The sequence below is a fragment of the Brevibacterium sp. FME17 genome, from assembly GCF_014897515.1.
GTDB lineage: Bacteria > Actinomycetota > Actinomycetes > Actinomycetales > Brevibacteriaceae > Brevibacterium.
In genome coordinates this window covers 1-16,196 of the sequence record NZ_JABUYD010000034.1, presented here as the reverse complement: position 1 = coordinate 16,196, position 16,196 = coordinate 1, and the positions used below count along the sequence as shown (strand labels likewise).

Genomic DNA, 16,196 nt, shown 5'->3' with positions numbered 1-16,196 from the left:
ACAAGGAAGTCGGGAGGAACATGGACCTCGACGTTCTCGACGTCAACATCTTCGACGGTCACTCAGTCCTGCTTGCGAACCGCATCAGCATCCGCGGTGGAATCATCACCGAGATCGGCACCGGCAAGGCCGCGGACCCCGCCGAACGCTCCATTACGGCAACGGGGAAGCTGATCACGCCGGGGTTCGTCGATGCCCACGTGCACACGACCTTCGGCGGGCAGGAGTCACTGGCCTGTGACCTCAGTGCGGCGCAGGGTCTCCAGGCCGCACTCGAGACCATCCGCGACTACCTGGCAGCGACCACTCCTGGGTCCTGGGTCACCGGCGGCGGCTGGTCGATGGCCGACTTCCCCGGTGGCGCACCGAGCGCTGGGATCCTCGACGAACTGAGTTCGGACCGGCCCATCATCTTGATCAGCGCCGACCATCATTCGGCCTGGGTGAATTCGAAGGCCATGGACATCGCCGGACTCGATGCCTCCACTCCGACTCCGCCCGGCGGCGTGATCGAGAAGGACGAGACCGGGAACCCGACCGGGTGCCTGCACGAATCCGCCATGGATCTCATCTCCGCCCAGGTTCCGGACGCCACCGACGCTGAGATCCGCGCTGGCCTCCTCGCCGGGCAGTCTTACCTCGAATCCTTCGGCATCACCGCGTGGATGGACGCCATCGTCGGCGACTACTCCGGCCACCGCTCCCCCTTCGACACCTACGTCGCTGCTGAGGACACAGGCGACCTGACCGCCGAGGTGGTCGGCAGCCTGTGGTGGCCCCGTGACGTCAAGGACATCGACGCCCAGGTCGCCGCGCTGCTCGAGCTGCGGCGAACTCAGGGACAGTTCCGCACGACCTCGGTGAAGTTCATGCTCGATGGCATCGTCGAATCTCGGACCGCTGCGATGAGTGATGAGTACAGCTGCCCCTGCGGCGGGTTCGGCACCAGCTACTTCACCCGCGAACACCTGCACCGATCCTTCGCCGCCCTCGATGCGGCGGGCTTCGACATCCACTGTCATGCGATCGGTGATGCCGCCAATCGGGCGGCCCTGGACGCGTTCGAGGCGATCGGAACCAGTCCAGGCCGCTCCGGCGGCCCGAACGACTCCGACAGCGAGGGCGGAGAGCGCCGCCACCATATCGCCCACGTTCAGGTCGTCGACCCCGTCGACATTCCCCGCTTCGCTCAGCTCGGGATCACCGCGAACCTGCAGGCTCTGTGGGCCTGTCACGATCAGCAGCTGCTTGACCTCAACATCCCCTATCTCGGCGAGGAACGTTCCGGCTGGCTCTACCCATTCAGGTCCTTCGCCGATGCTGGCACACAGTTGGCCATGGGTTCGGACTGGCCGGTTTCGACGCCGAATCCGTGGGAAGCCATCCACGTCGCGGTCAACCGTTCGCACCCGGATGCGGGCGACCCGGCACCGCTCCTGCCCGAACAGGCCATCGACCTGTCCACTGCACTGTGTGCCTACACCTCCGGTTCCGCGCACCTGCTGCGCTCGGAGGTCAATGGGACCATCCGCACCGGCCAGATCGCGAATCTCGCGCTGGCCAGTGAGAACGCCTTCGCCATCGATCCGCGCAGGCTGGCCGAAGTGCACAACGAACTGACGATCGCAGGCGGGCACATCGTCCACGACGCCACCACCGCTGAAAGGCAATCATGACTACGACAGCCACAGCCGATGCAACGGCTCCCCCGCAGCTCGAACATCTCGAGATCCAAGGAGTGAAGAAGAGCTTCGGCGATACCACCGCGATTGAGAAGATCGACCTGTCGGTCAAGAAGGGCGAGTTCCTGTCCCTGCTCGGCCCCTCAGGGTGCGGCAAGACGACCCTGCTGAGGATGATCGCCGGGTTCGAGACGCCGACGGCAGGTCACATCTACCTCGGCGGCAAGGATCTTGTGGGACGGCCACCGCACAAACGTCCGGTCAACACCGTCTTCCAGTCCTACCTCCTGTTCCCCCACATGAACATCGCCGACAACATCGCCTACGGGCTCAAACAGGCGAAGGTTCCCAAACCGGAGATCGCCGAGCGTGTGCGCGAAGTGCTGGCTCTGATCCAGATGGAAGACTTCGCCGGCCGCAAACCCGAACAGCTCTCCGGCGGTCAGCAGCAGCGCATCGCTCTTGCTCGCGCTCTGGTCAACAGGCCGCAGGTGCTGCTGCTCGACGAGCCGATGTCGGCGCTGGACCGCAAACTGCGTGAAGAGATGCAGCTCGAGCTCAAACGCCTGCACACCACCCTCGACACCACCTTCGTCTTCGTCACCCACGACCAGGACGAGGCTCTGGCGATGAGCGATCGCATCGTCGTCATGTATGACGGAGTCGTCCAACAGATCGGGTCCGGCGAAGACATCTACGCCAATCCCAGCAACCGGTTCGTCGCCGGCTTCATCGGGAAGCAGAATTTCATTCCCGTCACCGTCACCGAGATCGACGAGTCCGGACCAACCCTGCGCAGCGACAACTCGATGATGCGCACCGCCCACCTGGAGGCCAAGGCAGCAACTGCCAACACGGCAGCGTCGACGACGGCCCTGGCCAAGGGCGATCGGGTTCGCGCCGCCATCCGTCCCGAGCGGATGCAGGTATCGCCCGCTGACGATTCGGCCGGATCACGGCCGAACACGGCGAAGGGGACCGTGATCTCCTCGTCCTTCCTCGGCGATGTCGTCCAGTACATGATTCGGGCGGGCACGAACAATGAGCTCCTCGCTCGGGTCCCAGCGGCCCAGGCACGCTTGTTCGAACACGGCGAAGACGTGGCCCTGTCTTGGGATGAGGATGCAGTGGCGGTGTTCTCAGATGACTGAGACTCAACCGATCAGCGTGCTCGCACCGGCATCGAAGGTCCCGGCCATAACGAGACGGGCGGCCCTGGCAGGGTTCGGAGTCCTCGGACTCGGTGCGCTCTCCGCCTGCGGGTCCACCGACGGTATGGCCGCCTCGCCGCACACCGACGGCGAACTCGAGTCGAAGCTCAACCTCTACACCTGGGGCGACTACGACTCACCTGAACTGCTGTCGGGCTTCAAGGACAAATTCGATGTCCTGCTCCAGGTCGACTCCTACGGATCGAACGAGGAGCTCATCGCCAAGCTATCCTCCAGCCGGGGAACTTCCGGATACGACGTCGTCGTCCCCACCGGGTCCGAAGTAGTGCGCTTCACCACTCACGATCTGCTCCAACCTCTGGATCTGTCACTGATCCCGAACTTCAAGCACATGGATAAGAACTTCATCGCTCAGGAGTTCGACCCGAAGAACAAGTACACCATCTGCAAAGCGTGGGGTACGACGGGCTTCGTCTACCGCAAGGACGTCATCAAGAGGGAGATGAAATCCTGGGACGATTTCATCAAGGCCTCCCAAAAGGAAGCAGCTGGAAAGACCACGCTGCTCTCCGACGCCTGGGAGGTCACCGCTATCGCCTTGGCCAGCCTCGGCTACAGCCTCAACACGACAGACAAGAAGGAGCTCGCCGAGGCCAAGAAACTCATCGTCGACGACGTGGCACCGAATGTCCGCGCCTACTTCGGCAGCGCTTCGACGGGCATCATCCAGGGCAGCTTCACGCTCATGCAGTCCTACAACGGCGACGCCCGGCAGGGAATCGACGAGGTCGACAACCCCGACGACTGGGAGTTCGTGTTCCCCACGCCCTCGGCGAATCTCTGGATGGACTGCTGGGCGATCGCCACCGGAGCACCTCACCCCGATGCCGCTCACGCCTTCATCGACTACATGATCGCTCCCGAGAACGCCATCACTCAGATCGAGTACATCGGCTATCCGATCGGTGTCGAAGGATCGGAGAAGGCGGCGAAGGCTGAGGGGATGGAAGGTCTCGACCTCATCTTCCCTGCTCAGAACATTCTTGATCGGCTTGAGGCCAGCGTCTTCAACGACGGCATGCAGGATCGCGTCGACATCCTCACCGAGGCCCAAAGGAGGTCCGGCTCATGACTCCGCTGCGCAACAGATTATTCGGTGCCGCCGCACTGTCGTTTCCCACCTGGGCATACGTTGTCTTCTTCTTCGTCATCCCAGTGGCGATGGTGATCTTCTTCAGTTTCGGCAGCAAACCCGATATCTACACCCCGGTATCGACGGAGCACCTGAGCTTCGATCGCTTCCCCGAGGCGATGACCCCGGCGTTCCTGTCCACCTTCTTCGCGACGCTGCGGATCTCGATCCTCGGCACGATCCTGTGTCTGATCATCGCCCTTCCCTTCGCCTATTGGATTGCGATCAAGGTCGCTCCGGCCCGACGTGGGCTCGCCCTGGCACTTGTCATGGTGCCGTTCTGGACGAACTTCCTTGTCCGTACCCTCGGTTGGCAGATCATGCTCTCCCCCAACGGGTTCATCTCGAATTGGCTCATGTCGCTGGGCATCACGCACGACAAGATCGACATTCTCTATACCCACACCGCCGTCCAGATCGGCGTCGTCTACAACTATCTTCCGCTGATGATCCTTCCGCTCTTCGTCGCCATCGACAGGTCGGGCCAGAAGCTGCGTGAGGCCAGCTACGACCTCGGCGCCAATAAGGTGAAGACGTTCATGCGGGTGACCCTGCCGATGGCGATGCCCGGTGTGATCTCCGGGTGTCTGCTCGTCTTCATCCCCCTCAACGGTGACTACGTCACGGCCACGGTCCTCGGCGGGGCAAGCGGGTCGATGGTCGGCCAGCTCATCGCCGAACAGTTCAACGCTGCGCAGAACTGGGCATTGGGATCGGCAATGGCGGTGGTCCTCATCGCATCAACCTTCATCGTCGTCGGTATCGGGTTCGCCGTGCTGAAGACGGGGCAGCTGATCACGGCGAAGGCCAACAGCATTCCGATCACGAACGGAAGGGCGTGACATGGCATTCACTACTCGCAAACCATTCACTGACAAGGCTCTTGACGTCTGGGGGATCCTGGTCTTCATCTACCTGTTCCTGCCGATCGCCGTGATCGTCGTCTATTCGTTCAACAATGGAACCGTGCTCGCCAATTTCAAGGAGTTCGGCTTCCAGGCCTATGTCCACGGCCTGGCCAACGACGTCATCATGTCCTCGGTATGGACCAGCCTCAAGGCCGCCTTCGGTTCGGCGCTCGTCGCCACGATCTTCGGCACGCTCGGCGGTGTCGCCCTGGCCCGAGCCAGGAGGGGTGCTTGGTGGGCCATCGGGCTGACTGTCATCCTCGCTGCGACTCTGTTCACTCCAGAGATCGTCGACGGCATCGCCTTCCTCCCCTGGTTCGTCACCCTCGGGGTCGATTGGGGCCTGGTGCCGTTCAATGACGGCATGTTCCGCCTCATCATCTCCCATGCCATGTTCTCCATGGCGGTCGTGACGTTCATCGTTCGTGCTCGTCTGGCAGGGATGAACCGTCAGCTGGAGGAGGCTTCGGCCGATCTTGGGGCCACCCCGATCAGGACCTTCGCCAACGTCACCCTGCCGATCGCTGCCCCCGGCATCTTCGCGGGTGCTCTGATGTCGTTCACGCTGAGTCTGGACAACACGATCCTCTCGAGTTTCGTCCAATTGCCCGGGTCGACTCCGTGGCCGGTCTACATCTTCGCTGCGGTCAAGGTGGCCCTGCGTCCCGAGATCGCTGCGGTGTCGACGTTGATGTTCCTGCTCACTCTGGTCGCCCTCGGCGTCTGTGCGCTTGCGCTGAAGAAGACCGGTGGAAGTTCGACGGAGATCATCAAGACCATGGCCGGCTGATCCTCGCCACCCCTGCAATGATTGCCGCAAGGCAGAAACTGAAAATCAATCGACGGCACACAGTTGCCGTCAAACAGAAAGTGAAGTGACATGGACGTCAATGCCGCATTGGCCGACGCTTCCACCGTGCCGTTCTGGCTCGATTCCGACCAGCGTCCGGAGCCCCTGCCACCGTTGACCCGCGATCTGGAGGCCGACCTCGTCGTCGTCGGAGGCGGTTTCACCGGACTGTGGACGGCGCTGCAGGCGAAGGAGCGTGACCCGAAGCGCCACGTCCTCCTGGTTGAGGCGAACTCGATCGGGTGGGCCGCATCTGGGCGCAATGGCGGTTTCTGCGCTGCCAGCCTGACCCACGGCTATGACAACGGCGAGTCCCATCTGCCGAATGAGAACGACCGCCTGGCACAGCTGGGGCGCGAGAACCTCGATGCGATCGCGGCCGCCGTAGCCAGATACGACATGGACGTCGAGTTCGAACGCACCGGCGAACTCGACGTCGCAACCGAGGACTACCAGGTCCCCGAGCTGCGAGAGGCACACGACCCGGAGTCAGGTTTCATCTTCTACGATCAGCAGGAGCTGGCGCAGATCGTGAAGTCCCCGACGTACAAGGGTGCTCTCTGGGACTCTCGTGAGGTCGCCATGGTCAATCCGGCCAAACTGTGCTGGGAGCTGCTGCGGGTCATCCGGGAACTCGGCGTCGAGGTCTTCGAGGGCACGAAGGTCACCGATGTCAGTGACCGGAAGTCAACAGTGCAGGTCACGACTGGGGTGACGGCTCAAACCCTGGAAGATTGCAGAACCGCTCCGTACAGCACCATCTCCGCCAAACGCGTTGCTCTGGCAACGAACGTCTTCCCCTCGCTGCTCAAACGCGCCAGCCTGCACACCGTTCCGGTCTACGACTACGCGCTGATGACCGAACCCCTCAGCGATGAGCAGCTTGAGTCCATCGGATGGAACGGGCGGCAGGGCATCGGCGACTGCGCGAACCGGTTCCACTACTACCGGCTCTCGGCCGACAACCGGATCCTCTTCGGAGGATGGGACGCCGTCTATCATTACGGGCGGCAGGTGTCGTGGAAGTATGACCAACGCGCGGAGACCTTCGAGACTCTGGCCGAACATTTCTACGAGACCTTCCCGCAGCTGGCCGGCCTGAAGTTCAGCCACAAATGGGGTGGACCGATCGACACCTGTTCGCGGTTCTTCTCCTTCTTCACCACCGCCTACGGCAAGAAGGTCGCCATGGCTGCTGGCTTCACCGGACTGGGTGTGGGCGCCTCGCGCTTCGCCGGCACGGTCATGCTCGACCTGCTGACCGGACAGGAAACCGAGCTGACCCAGTTGGAGATGGTGCGCAAACTGCCCCTGCCTTTCCCTCCCGAACCTGTGGCGTGGCTGGGCATCCAGATGACGACGAACGCGCTCATCAAGGCCGACGGCAACGAAGGCCGACGTGGTCCGCTGCTCAAGGCACTCGATGCGGTGGGCATGGGCTTCGACTCCTGAGCCTTCCAGTGACGTCCGCGGCTCGGACCGGAGGCTGGGGAACCTCTCGCGCTTGATAGACTTTCAGCGAGCGCGGGAGGAATTCCCGAACACTTTCTTGAAGGAGCAGAACACGCATGGCACGTGTCGTCGTTGAGGTGATGCCCAAACCCGAGATCCTAGACCCTCAGGGTAAGGCGATCTCCGGTGGAATGTCCCGACTCGGCTTCACCGGTTTCGGTGAGGTCCGACAGGGAAAGCGCTTCGAACTCGAAGTCGAAGGTGAGGTCACCGAGGAGGTTCTCGCCCAAACTCGTGAGGCTGCGGAGAAGCTCCTGTCGAACCCTGTCATCGAGAACGTCGTGGCCGTTCGCTTCGCTGAGGAAGCCTGATGACTGCTGTCGCCACGGATCCCACCACCGCCGAGGCGGGTGCTGAATCCGGTGCTTCGATCGGTGTCGTGACGTTCCCCGGGACGCTCGATGATCGTGATGCCGCACGTGCGGTTCGTTTGGCCGGTGCAAAACCGGTCAACCTGTGGCACGCCGATTCCACCCTTGCAGGTGTGGACGCAGTGATTCTGCCCGGTGGATTCTCCTATGGTGACTATCTGCGCTGCGGTGCGATCGCGGGCTTTGCTCCGATCATGGAGTCCGTCGTCGCGGCTGCCAATACCGGTATGCCGGTCCTGGGCATCTGCAACGGCTTCCAGATCCTCTGCGAATCGCACCTGCTGCCCGGTGCCCTCATCCGCAATGACCACCAGCATTTCATCTGCCGCGACCAGGAACTGGTTGTCGAGAACACGAATACCGCGTGGACCGGCGACTACACCGAAGGCCAGACGATTCGCATTCCTCTGAAGAACGGTGAGGGCGGATTCGTCGCCACCGATGAGGTCCTCGACGACCTCGAAGGCTCCGGCCGTGTGGTCTTCCGCTACCAGGGGCACAACCCCAATGGTTCCCTGCGCAACATCGCCGGCATCACGAATGAAGCTGGAAACGTCGTGGGACTCATGCCCCACCCCGAACACGCTGTCGAGGCCGGTTTCGGCCCAGAAGACGGCGGCGGAATCGACGGCCAGGGATTCTTCTCCTCGGCCGTGCGCTCGCTCGTCGAAGGTCGCTGACCTCACCGACTGGCACACGAAAGGGTCCCGACGCGCGGCATGATGCCGAGCCTCGGGACCCTCGTTCGTCCTTGCCTCGTTATTGGCCGGAATGACCTCACGCCGGCGGTTCGGTCGGGTCAACCGTCACTGATGCGCTGTCTTTGAGATCACCGCACGTGGCGACGGCCTCGTATTTGCCCGTATCGGGCATGCTATCTCGGGGCATGTATCTCACCGATGCAGACTCGTCCTCACCGGCGAGCTGGCTCTTCTCCCAGACCTTCGTCTTGTTCTTCTCGTTCTTCTTGAACACTTGGAAGTTGACTTGGTCCTTGCTCGAGCAATTGACCATCGTCAGGTTGAGCCCCTCCTGGTAGAGCCCTTCGTCGAGCATCTTCTCTTCCGGGTCCATCACGAGGGTGCCGTCATCGTAGTCGCCCCGATCGCCTTCGATGATGTGGACGCGGGCGTGAAACAAGCGGTCCGGCTCATCACCTCGTTTGACCGTGATCGTGAACTTGACGTTCGTATCGTCAGGCTTCTCATTCATCACAACCGCTCCGTCATACGGTCCGTCCTGCTCCACTGTCCACATCTCGTTGTCCAGGCTTGTGGTGACGTCATCGCCCTTCTTGAGCCCGTCTATCGTGAACTCGATGCCCTTATCGCCTGTGACCTCCCGAGGAGTCATCGTCCTGTACTTCAACGCCAAGTCCGCTTCTTTCATCACCGAATCTTCATTCGAGCTGTCTACGCCTGGGGAAGCAGCCTCGTTCGAGTAAGTTCCGACCGACGGAGCAGAGTCCGAGGGTGCCGTTCCGAGCCCTGAAGCGGTCGCCGGTCCGGTTCCGAGCGTGGAGAATCCTAGAGCGACGGTAGCTGCGAGTGCGAGCTTCTTCATTGTGATCATCCTTCTTTCGCATCATTGGGTCAGATCAAGATGTGTTGCCGTAATCAGTTGTGCCAACGACGATACGAGCGAAAGACAGGAGTTGTGGCGTTGTGTTCATTGTGGTCATGACAGGCCTGTCATGACAGTTCCGTCATTCTGTAATGGCAACGAAACTTACACACCGAAATGCTGAGCCGACGCTGAGATGACTCTTTCGCAGCTGACTCTCACATCTTCCGCAGACGTAGCTTCATTCCTGGTCACCCGCGTGCAACTGCGACGGGCTGAACGAACCCTGAGGACAATGCGAACACCTGCGTTCAGCTGGTACTCAGTTCTGGGATCACGTCCGGATGAAGCCTTCCAATGTGCGCGATCCAATCGTTATCAGCCATTTCAGCCTGCGGCTCATCTGAGCACGACGGCCGTCCCGAGCGTCGCTGACGCCGCATGCAGCTCCACTGCCCACGTGTCATCGCCGATAACACCGTCGACGCCCAGACCTCTGCGCAGAGCCCCCTGTCCTCGCCTGACGACGTCGCCGCAAGGTGGTGTGCTCCTGACGCATAACCATGTTCGGAGCACGCATTTCGGCTCCGGAACACAGACTGATCCATCTATGTTCCGGAGCCGAATACCCTCTTAACAGTGTCGATTCGCGCCGACGGGCCGGGAGTCTTCACCAACCCGTCGGGTCATCGTTCGCTGTCCTGATTGAGCTCACCTACCTACTTGAGCTCGGCGGCGAGCGAAGAGGATCGTCGCTGCGCCTCCCAGGATCAATACGGCCCCTGCACCGAGACCGGTGAGCTCGGCGCCAGTGCGCGGCATCGAGCCGGCGTTGCCCGAATCGCCAGAGCCGCCCCCATCGCTTGCACCCGTGACAACGAACCCACCATTCAAACCCTGGTCCATACAGTTCACCTTCACCTGGTAGGCGCCCACATAGACTTCGGAACTGTTGCCGAGTCCGTAGACATGAACCGATGCGGCTCCGTTCTTGGCGACCTCGGCACTCTGGTCATAGAGCTTTTCACTGGGTTCGAATCCCCAGACCTCGAATTTGGCATCGCTGCCAGGTTCGCAGTCTGTGACGGTGATCGTCACGCCTTTGTCGCCGTTGATGAAATCCTCTCCGGAGATCTTCTCCGGGTCGATAGAGAGCTTCGGATCGATGACGCTGCCGTCATCGGTCACAGTGAAGGTCGTCTCCGCGGTCTTGTCCCCGCAGGACGCCATGACAAGGAATTCGTCGGCCCAGGAGGCTCCACGTTCGCCTTGGGGAACGAAATTCACGAATCCGGCGGCGTCCTCTCCTGCTTTCTGCGTCTCTTCCCAGATCGTAGTGTCAGGGTCATTCTTAGTGCTCACCCTGAACTTCACATCATCGTCGACGCGGCAATTGACGAGCGTGATGTACACACCGTCATTGAGGAACTCCTGCAGCTCCTGACTCTTCGGCGTCACCGTAAGGTCAGCATCGGAATCCTCGCCGCCCTCATCGGTCACGGTGAAGGCCGACTTGGTGCTCTTGTCACCACAGGTAGCCTCGACGACGAAGTCACCGATCCAGCCGTCCTCACTGGAGTCCGGGACGAAGGTGGTGGATCCGGTCGAGTTCTCATCGGCCTTCTGCGTGTCCTCCCACAATGTCGTGTCCGAATCGCCCTTGCGGGTGATGCGGAAGTTGACCTCGCCACCGATCGTGCAGTTGTCGAGTGCGATCCGGACACCGCCTGAGGCAAAATCGCCAAGACTTTGGGTCTTCGGCGAGACAGTGAGGTCGCCATCGCCGTCATCATCTTCTGGAGCGACGACTTGAACGCTGCCGCTGAAGGTCTTCGGATCCTCGCCGTCACGGGTGACCGTGACGCTCACGTCGAGCGTCTCGCCAGCCTTGACTTCGGTGTTGCCGAGAATTGTGCCGGTGAACGCACCGCCAGCTTCAACAGTGGTCGAACCGGCCTCACCGGGTTCGGCGGTGACGACATCTCCGACTTCGAGGGGTTCAATCGTGTAACCGATGCCCTTGTCAGGATCACCTATCTCTTCTGCGGTCATCTTCTTCTTATCGAGAACGAAGTTCGCTTCGATTGCTTGAGGTTTCGCTGCGTCGTCCTCGTTCTCTTCATCCTCGCTGTCCTCTGGGTCAGAGGCCTCTTCGCCAGCAGTGGTCGACTCACCGGGGCCAGTCGATTCACCTCCATCTTGGTCCCGATCCGGGTCTGTTTCCGAGGCGTCCTGTCCTTCGCCCGTTCCGGGATCGGCGCCGTCACCCGGGTCGGCTGCAGCTTCGGTCGGAGCTTCAACGCGAGCCTGAGCGGCGAGTGCCTCGGCGGTGGTCAGAGATTCTGCAGCTGCTGGCCCGACTCCCACGGTGGAGACTGCCAAGGCGAAAGCTGCTGCAAGTGCCAGCCGTTTCATGAGGATCCTTCCAGAGATCTGGGTGGCTGCCATGTTCGGTTATGGAAAAGACCATACGTACGTAGTTAGGAAGGAGACATTTTTGTTCATTTAGTTCATGACGGAAATGCAATAGGGAAATGTTGAAATGGTTATCCCCTTGAGACATCCAGATCCGTCAATTGAATCGATCTCTGAATTTTCAATGCTCTGCTGACCGAGCCCACCTCGATCTTCATCGGCTACCGTCCGGTATCTCGTACCGCTGGGTGCAGGGAACATCATGGTCACAATCTCCGGAGATCGCCTGACTTCGCTTAAAGATCGTTACCGTCCTCAGAAGACGATTCGGCCCCCGCACGTGAAATGCGGGGGCCGAATCCGGCGCTGCTCGATCAGCGCTCGAGCCGATCACACCGGTGTTGTCACCGTCCGTGGCCGGCGACTCTCCACTAGGTCAGGCCTCACCGGTGCGCTGGGTCTCGATTTCGTCACCACCCTCATCGGCTTCGACGCCGGTGGGTTCCTCGATGAGGATTCCAGGTTCGGCCTCTGATTCCGCCAGCACCTCAGCGGTGAATTGCTCTTCAGCGTCCTCCCCTCGGAACTGCGACATGTAGAGACGGTAGTACGCTCCTTCTGCGCTCAGCAGCTCTTCGTGGTTTCCGTGTTCGACGATGGCTCCGTCCTCCATCACGAGGATGGTGTGGGCATCGCGGATCGTCGACAGTCGGTGTGCGATGACGAACGATGTCCGATCCGTTCGCAAAGCGGCCATAGCCTGCTGGACGAGCACCTCGGTGCGGGTGTCGACCGAGGATGTCGCCTCATCGAGAATGAGCAGTGACGGATCTGCGAGGAATGCTCGCGCGATCGTGATGAGCTGACGTTCTCCGGCAGAGACGCTGCCGCCGTCGGAGTCGATGATCGTGTCGTACCCATCGGGCAGCTGACGCACGAAGCGGTCGACCATGGTTGCCTGCGCTGCAGCCATGACCGCGTCGTCGGTGGCGTCGAGCCTGCCGTACCGGATGTTCTCTCGGATGGTTCCTTCGAACAGCCACGCATCCTGGAGCACCATGCCCACATGGGACCGCAGATCTGCTCGGGACAGGTCCTGAGTGTCAGTGCCATCGAGGAAGATGTGGCCGCCGGTGATTTCGTAGAAGCGCATCACCAGATTGACCAAGGTGGTCTTGCCAGCCCCAGTCGGTCCGACGATGGCCACCGTGTGGCCGGGCTCGGCCGTGAACGAGACCTTCTCGATGAGCGGAGTGTCCTCGGTGTAGCGGAAGCTGACCTCGGAGAACTCGACCCTGCCAGGAGTGCGCTGCGGCAGCGTCTCCTCAGCGTCGTCGGGTTCTTCTTCCTCAGCATCAAGGAGTTCGAAGGTCCTCTCTGCCGAGGCGACGCCGGACTGCAGCATGTTCGCCACACCAGCCATCTCAGAGATCGGCTGGGAGAACTCACGGGAGTACTGGATGAAGGCCGTCGCGTCGCCCAGTGTCATCTGCCCCGAGGCCACCTTGAGGCCGCCTGCGACGGCGATGAGGACGTAGCTGAGGTAGGACACGAACTGCATCGCGGGCATGATCATGCCCGACACGAACTGTGCACCGGCCGAGGCTTGGTACAGGGATTCATTGCGGCGATCGAATTCCTCGAGCATGATCTCGTCACGACCGAAGGCGCGAACCACGTCGAGGCCGGAGAACGATTCTTCGACATGCCCGTTGACATCACCGGTGTGCTTCCACTGTGCCTTGAACAACCTCTGCGACCGGGTGCCGATGACACCGGCGATGAGCGCTGAGAGTGGGAGTGCGATAAGCGCCAGCAGTGCCAATTGCCAGGACACGATGAACATCATCACGCCGATGCCCAGGATGGTCAGAGCGGATTGGACGAGCTGCGAGAAGGCCTGCTGTAGTGCCTGCTGGATGTTGTCGACGTCGTTGGTCACGCGCGACATCACATCGCCGCGCTGCCTGGTGTCGAAGTATCGCAGAGGCAGTTTGTTGATGGTGCGTTCGATGTCTTCGCGGAGTCGGTAGACGACGCGCATCACGAGGGCGTTGAGGATGTAGCCCTGCGCCCACATGAGCATCGAGGCCACGAGGTACATGAGGAGCACGAGGATTATGATCTGGCCCAGAGCGGTGAAGTCGATGCCCTGGCCGGGAACAACCTCGGCGGTGGAGAGCATATTGGCGAAGTCGTCTCTGCCTTCAGCCCGAGCGCCGGCGATGATGTCGTCGACGTTGGCGCCCGCAGGCATCTGGGAGCCGATGACACCGGAGTAGACGATATCCATGGCCTTGCCCAGCACCTTCGGTGCGATGACGGTGAGCACGACTGAACCGATGACGAGAAGGACGACGTTGATAAGGCCCAGCTTCTCCGCACCCATCAGCCCAAACAGTCGTTTGACCGAGGGCCAGAAATGCTTCGCCTTCCTAGCCGGGGTATCGCTGAACATGTCCCCCTCGTCGCCGTGGGGCAGGTAGTCCTCTTCGGTGGTCTGCGCTGTGTCGGGAACGACGGTCGCTGTTGCCGCCGAGGTGGTTGACGTCGTTGACTCCTTGGATTCCTTGTTCGTCAAGTCAGTTCACCCCTTCCGTGGCCAGCTGGGATTCGACGATCTCCTGGTAGGTTTCGTTCGCGTCCACGAGCTCTTCGTGTGTTCCCCGGCCGACGATCTTGCCCTCATCGAGGACGATGATCTGGTCGGCGTCTCGAATAGTCGAGACTCGCTGCGCCACAACCACGACGGTCGAATCACCGGTGGTGTCATCCAAGGCGCTGCGCAGACGGGCGTCGGTGGCCACGTCGAGAGCAGAGAATGAATCATCGAAGACGAAGATCTTCGGCTTAGCCGCCAATGCTCTGGCGATGCACAGCCTCTGTCTCTGCCCACCCGAGTAGTTCGTGCCACCTTGGGCGACGCCTTCCTCGAGCTGATGAGTCTTATCGGCGACGAAACCCGCGGCCTGAGCCGTCGTCAGTGCTTCCCACAGCTCTGTATCATCAGCGAACTCGTTTCCGAACCGCAGGTTAGAGGCGATCGTGCCCGAGAACAGGTACGGCTTCTGCGGGACGAGGCCCACCAGCTGCGCCAGCTGATGCCTATTGAAGGCGCTGACCGGAACACCGTCGATGAGGACCTCGCCCGACTGCGGGTCAAGCAGCCGCGGGATGAGGTTGACGATCGTGGATTTGCCGGCGCCCGTGGCTCCGATGATCGCAGTCGTCGTGCCTGGCTGTGCGGTGAAGCTGAGGTTCTCGAGGACTGGCATCTCGGCCCCGGGATAACCGAAGGTGACATTGCGGAACTCGAGCTCACCTCGGCGAGGGAGTTCATCCACGCCCTTGGGAATGACCATCGACGTGGTCGAATCGAGGACTTCGGAGATGCGTTCGGCGCAGACGACTGCGCGGGGAATCATCATCATCATGAACACCCCCATCATGACGGCCACGAGGATCTGCAGAATGTACTGCAGGAAGGCCGTCAGCGATCCGACTTCCATCTGACCGGCGTCAACGCGGTGTCCGCCGAACCACAGCACGGCGGCGGTGGCGAGGTGGAGGATCATCATGATCGCGGGGAACATGAGAACGAAGAGGTTGCCGACCTTCACCGAGGTTTCCGTCAGGGCCCGATTGGCGAGGGCATAGCGGTCGGTTTCGAATGGTTCGCGCACGAACGCGCGGACAACTCTGATGCCGGTGATCTGTTCGCGGAGGACTCCGTTGATGTCATCGACCTGCTCCTGCATCCGTCGAAACAGCGGCATGAGCAGATAGACGAGGATGCCGACGACGATGAACAGCGACGGCACGGACACCCACACCAGCCAGGACAGCCCCACGTCCTCGCGCAGTGCCATGATGATTCCGCCGATGCACATGATCGGTGTGGAGACCATGAAGTTCAAGGTCATGAGCACCAGCATCTGGACTTGCTGCACGTCGTTGGTGTTACGGGTGATGAGGGTGGCGCTGCCGAACTTGCCCACTTCAAGCGTCGAGAGCTCATCGACCTTGCTGTAGATGGCACGGCGCAGATCCCGCCCGACTCCCATGCCGGTGCGAGCACCGAAGAAGATGGCGGTGACTGCCGTGACGACCTGGACGAGGCAGACGATGATCATCGTCATGCCGGTCGACCAGATGAAATCGGTGTCACCTTTCGCGACGCCCTGGTCGATGATCTGCGCATTCAGACTCGGCAGGAACAGCGCCGCAATGGTTGCGGCCAGCTGCAGGACGACGACGAAGATGATGTAGAGCCAATAGGATCGGGCGTATTTCAGAGACAGGCGTAATAGGGCCACAGCGGAAGTCCAGATAAGGTAGTAGTTCGCGAAACAGGCGTTGAGAAATTCGAAAGCGCAACAGGCTATCTTACATGCGTTCCCCTCTCGAACAATAGGTTGAACCTGTTTCCCTTCTCGTTGCAGTTCACCACACGGCACTGACACGAACAGGTAAAACGGCTCTGCGGAATGAAGCGTGGTGACTGAGCAGTAGATCAGTGGGTGTGTCAATG

Annotated in this window: 12 protein-coding genes; 8 read left to right on the top strand and 4 right to left on the bottom strand. The window is 61.0% G+C overall.

The features are described 5' to 3' along the window. Positions 1–20: 20 nt before the first annotated feature. From INT40_RS19275 to purQ, 8 genes are all read left to right on the top strand, one after another. Entirely contained in the window at positions 21–1,676 is a 1,656-nt protein-coding gene (locus INT40_RS19275) for an amidohydrolase (protein WP_101572040.1), read from the top strand. Further along, on the top strand, positions 1,673–2,833 hold the full coding sequence (locus tag INT40_RS19270; protein ID WP_193071707.1) for an ABC transporter ATP-binding protein: 1,161 nt from the start codon (positions 1,673–1,675) through the stop codon (positions 2,831–2,833). Before INT40_RS19275 ends, INT40_RS19270 begins: the two co-directional genes overlap by 4 nt. Further along, on the top strand, positions 2,826–3,986 hold the full coding sequence (locus tag INT40_RS19265; RefSeq protein ID WP_101571763.1) for a spermidine/putrescine ABC transporter substrate-binding protein: 1,161 nt from the start codon (positions 2,826–2,828) through the stop codon (positions 3,984–3,986). The genes INT40_RS19270 and INT40_RS19265 overlap by 8 nt, the downstream gene beginning before the upstream one ends. Beyond that, positions 3,983–4,888 carry an ABC transporter permease gene (locus INT40_RS19260; protein ID WP_101571761.1) on the top strand — a complete coding sequence of 302 codons (906 nt, stop codon included), beginning with the start codon at positions 3,983–3,985 and terminating at the stop codon, positions 4,886–4,888. The genes INT40_RS19265 and INT40_RS19260 overlap by 4 nt, the downstream gene beginning before the upstream one ends. A gap of 1 nt (position 4,889) precedes the next feature. After that, the gene (locus INT40_RS19255) at positions 4,890–5,744 is read left to right on the top strand and encodes an ABC transporter permease (protein ID WP_101571759.1); all 855 of its coding nucleotides are present in this window, start codon (positions 4,890–4,892) and stop codon (positions 5,742–5,744) included. A gap of 90 nt (positions 5,745–5,834) precedes the next feature. After that, positions 5,835–7,256 carry an NAD(P)/FAD-dependent oxidoreductase gene (locus tag INT40_RS19250; protein WP_101571757.1) on the top strand — a complete coding sequence of 474 codons (1,422 nt, stop codon included), beginning with the start codon at positions 5,835–5,837 and terminating at the stop codon, positions 7,254–7,256. 116 nt (positions 7,257–7,372) lie between these two features. Continuing rightward, the gene (gene purS, locus INT40_RS19245) at positions 7,373–7,627 is read left to right on the top strand and encodes a phosphoribosylformylglycinamidine synthase subunit PurS (protein ID WP_193071708.1); all 255 of its coding nucleotides are present in this window, start codon (positions 7,373–7,375) and stop codon (positions 7,625–7,627) included. Continuing rightward, on the top strand, positions 7,627–8,367 hold the full coding sequence (gene purQ / locus INT40_RS19240) for a phosphoribosylformylglycinamidine synthase subunit PurQ (RefSeq protein ID WP_101571753.1): 741 nt from the start codon (positions 7,627–7,629) through the stop codon (positions 8,365–8,367). The genes purS and purQ overlap by 1 nt, the downstream gene beginning before the upstream one ends. Before the next feature lie 97 nt (positions 8,368–8,464). Here purQ and INT40_RS19235 read toward each other — a convergent pair whose 3' ends face one another. The 4 genes from INT40_RS19235 to INT40_RS19220 all read right to left on the bottom strand — a co-directional run bounded on the left by INT40_RS19235 (position 8,465) and on the right by INT40_RS19220 (position 15,981). Continuing rightward, positions 8,465–9,250, bottom strand: a complete 786-nt coding sequence (locus INT40_RS19235; protein WP_193071709.1) for a hypothetical protein — start codon at positions 9,248–9,250, stop codon at positions 8,465–8,467. A gap of 711 nt (positions 9,251–9,961) precedes the next feature. Beyond that, positions 9,962–11,665 (bottom strand): hypothetical protein, encoded by a 1,704-nt coding sequence (locus INT40_RS19230; protein WP_193071710.1) that lies wholly within the window; start codon positions 11,663–11,665, stop codon positions 9,962–9,964. Between the two features lie 436 nt (positions 11,666–12,101). Next, positions 12,102–14,123, bottom strand: coding sequence for an ABC transporter ATP-binding protein (locus INT40_RS19225; RefSeq protein ID WP_226831683.1), 2,022 nt, complete (start codon positions 14,121–14,123; stop codon positions 12,102–12,104). Between the two features lie 124 nt (positions 14,124–14,247). Then, positions 14,248–15,981: an ABC transporter ATP-binding protein gene (locus INT40_RS19220; RefSeq protein WP_193096769.1), complete on the bottom strand. Its 1,734-nt coding sequence runs from the start codon at positions 15,979–15,981 to the stop codon at positions 14,248–14,250. Between the last annotated feature and the right edge of the window lie 215 nt (positions 15,982–16,196).

Excerpts from the sequence above, each read along its gene's own strand:
- INT40_RS19255 (WP_101571759.1), top strand. The coding sequence starts at position 4,890 with ATGGCATTCACTACTCGCAAACCATTCACTGACAAGGCTCTTGACGTC.
- INT40_RS19225 (WP_226831683.1), bottom strand. The coding sequence starts at position 14,123 with ATGTTCAGCGATACCCCGGCTAGGAAGGCGAAGCATTTCTGGCCCTCG.
- INT40_RS19260 (WP_101571761.1), top strand. The coding sequence starts at position 3,983 with ATGACTCCGCTGCGCAACAGATTATTCGGTGCCGCCGCACTGTCGTTT.
- INT40_RS19270 (WP_193071707.1), top strand. The coding sequence starts at position 1,673 with ATGACTACGACAGCCACAGCCGATGCAACGGCTCCCCCGCAGCTCGAA.
- INT40_RS19230 (WP_193071710.1), bottom strand. The coding sequence starts at position 11,665 with ATGAAACGGCTGGCACTTGCAGCAGCTTTCGCCTTGGCAGTCTCCACC.
- INT40_RS19265 (WP_101571763.1), top strand. The coding sequence starts at position 2,826 with ATGACTGAGACTCAACCGATCAGCGTGCTCGCACCGGCATCGAAGGTC.
- purS (WP_193071708.1), top strand. The coding sequence starts at position 7,373 with ATGGCACGTGTCGTCGTTGAGGTGATGCCCAAACCCGAGATCCTAGAC.
- INT40_RS19275 (WP_101572040.1), top strand. The coding sequence starts at position 21 with ATGGACCTCGACGTTCTCGACGTCAACATCTTCGACGGTCACTCAGTC.
- purQ (WP_101571753.1), top strand. The coding sequence starts at position 7,627 with ATGACTGCTGTCGCCACGGATCCCACCACCGCCGAGGCGGGTGCTGAA.
- INT40_RS19235 (WP_193071709.1), bottom strand. The coding sequence starts at position 9,250 with ATGAAGAAGCTCGCACTCGCAGCTACCGTCGCTCTAGGATTCTCCACG.
- INT40_RS19250 (WP_101571757.1), top strand. The coding sequence starts at position 5,835 with ATGGACGTCAATGCCGCATTGGCCGACGCTTCCACCGTGCCGTTCTGG.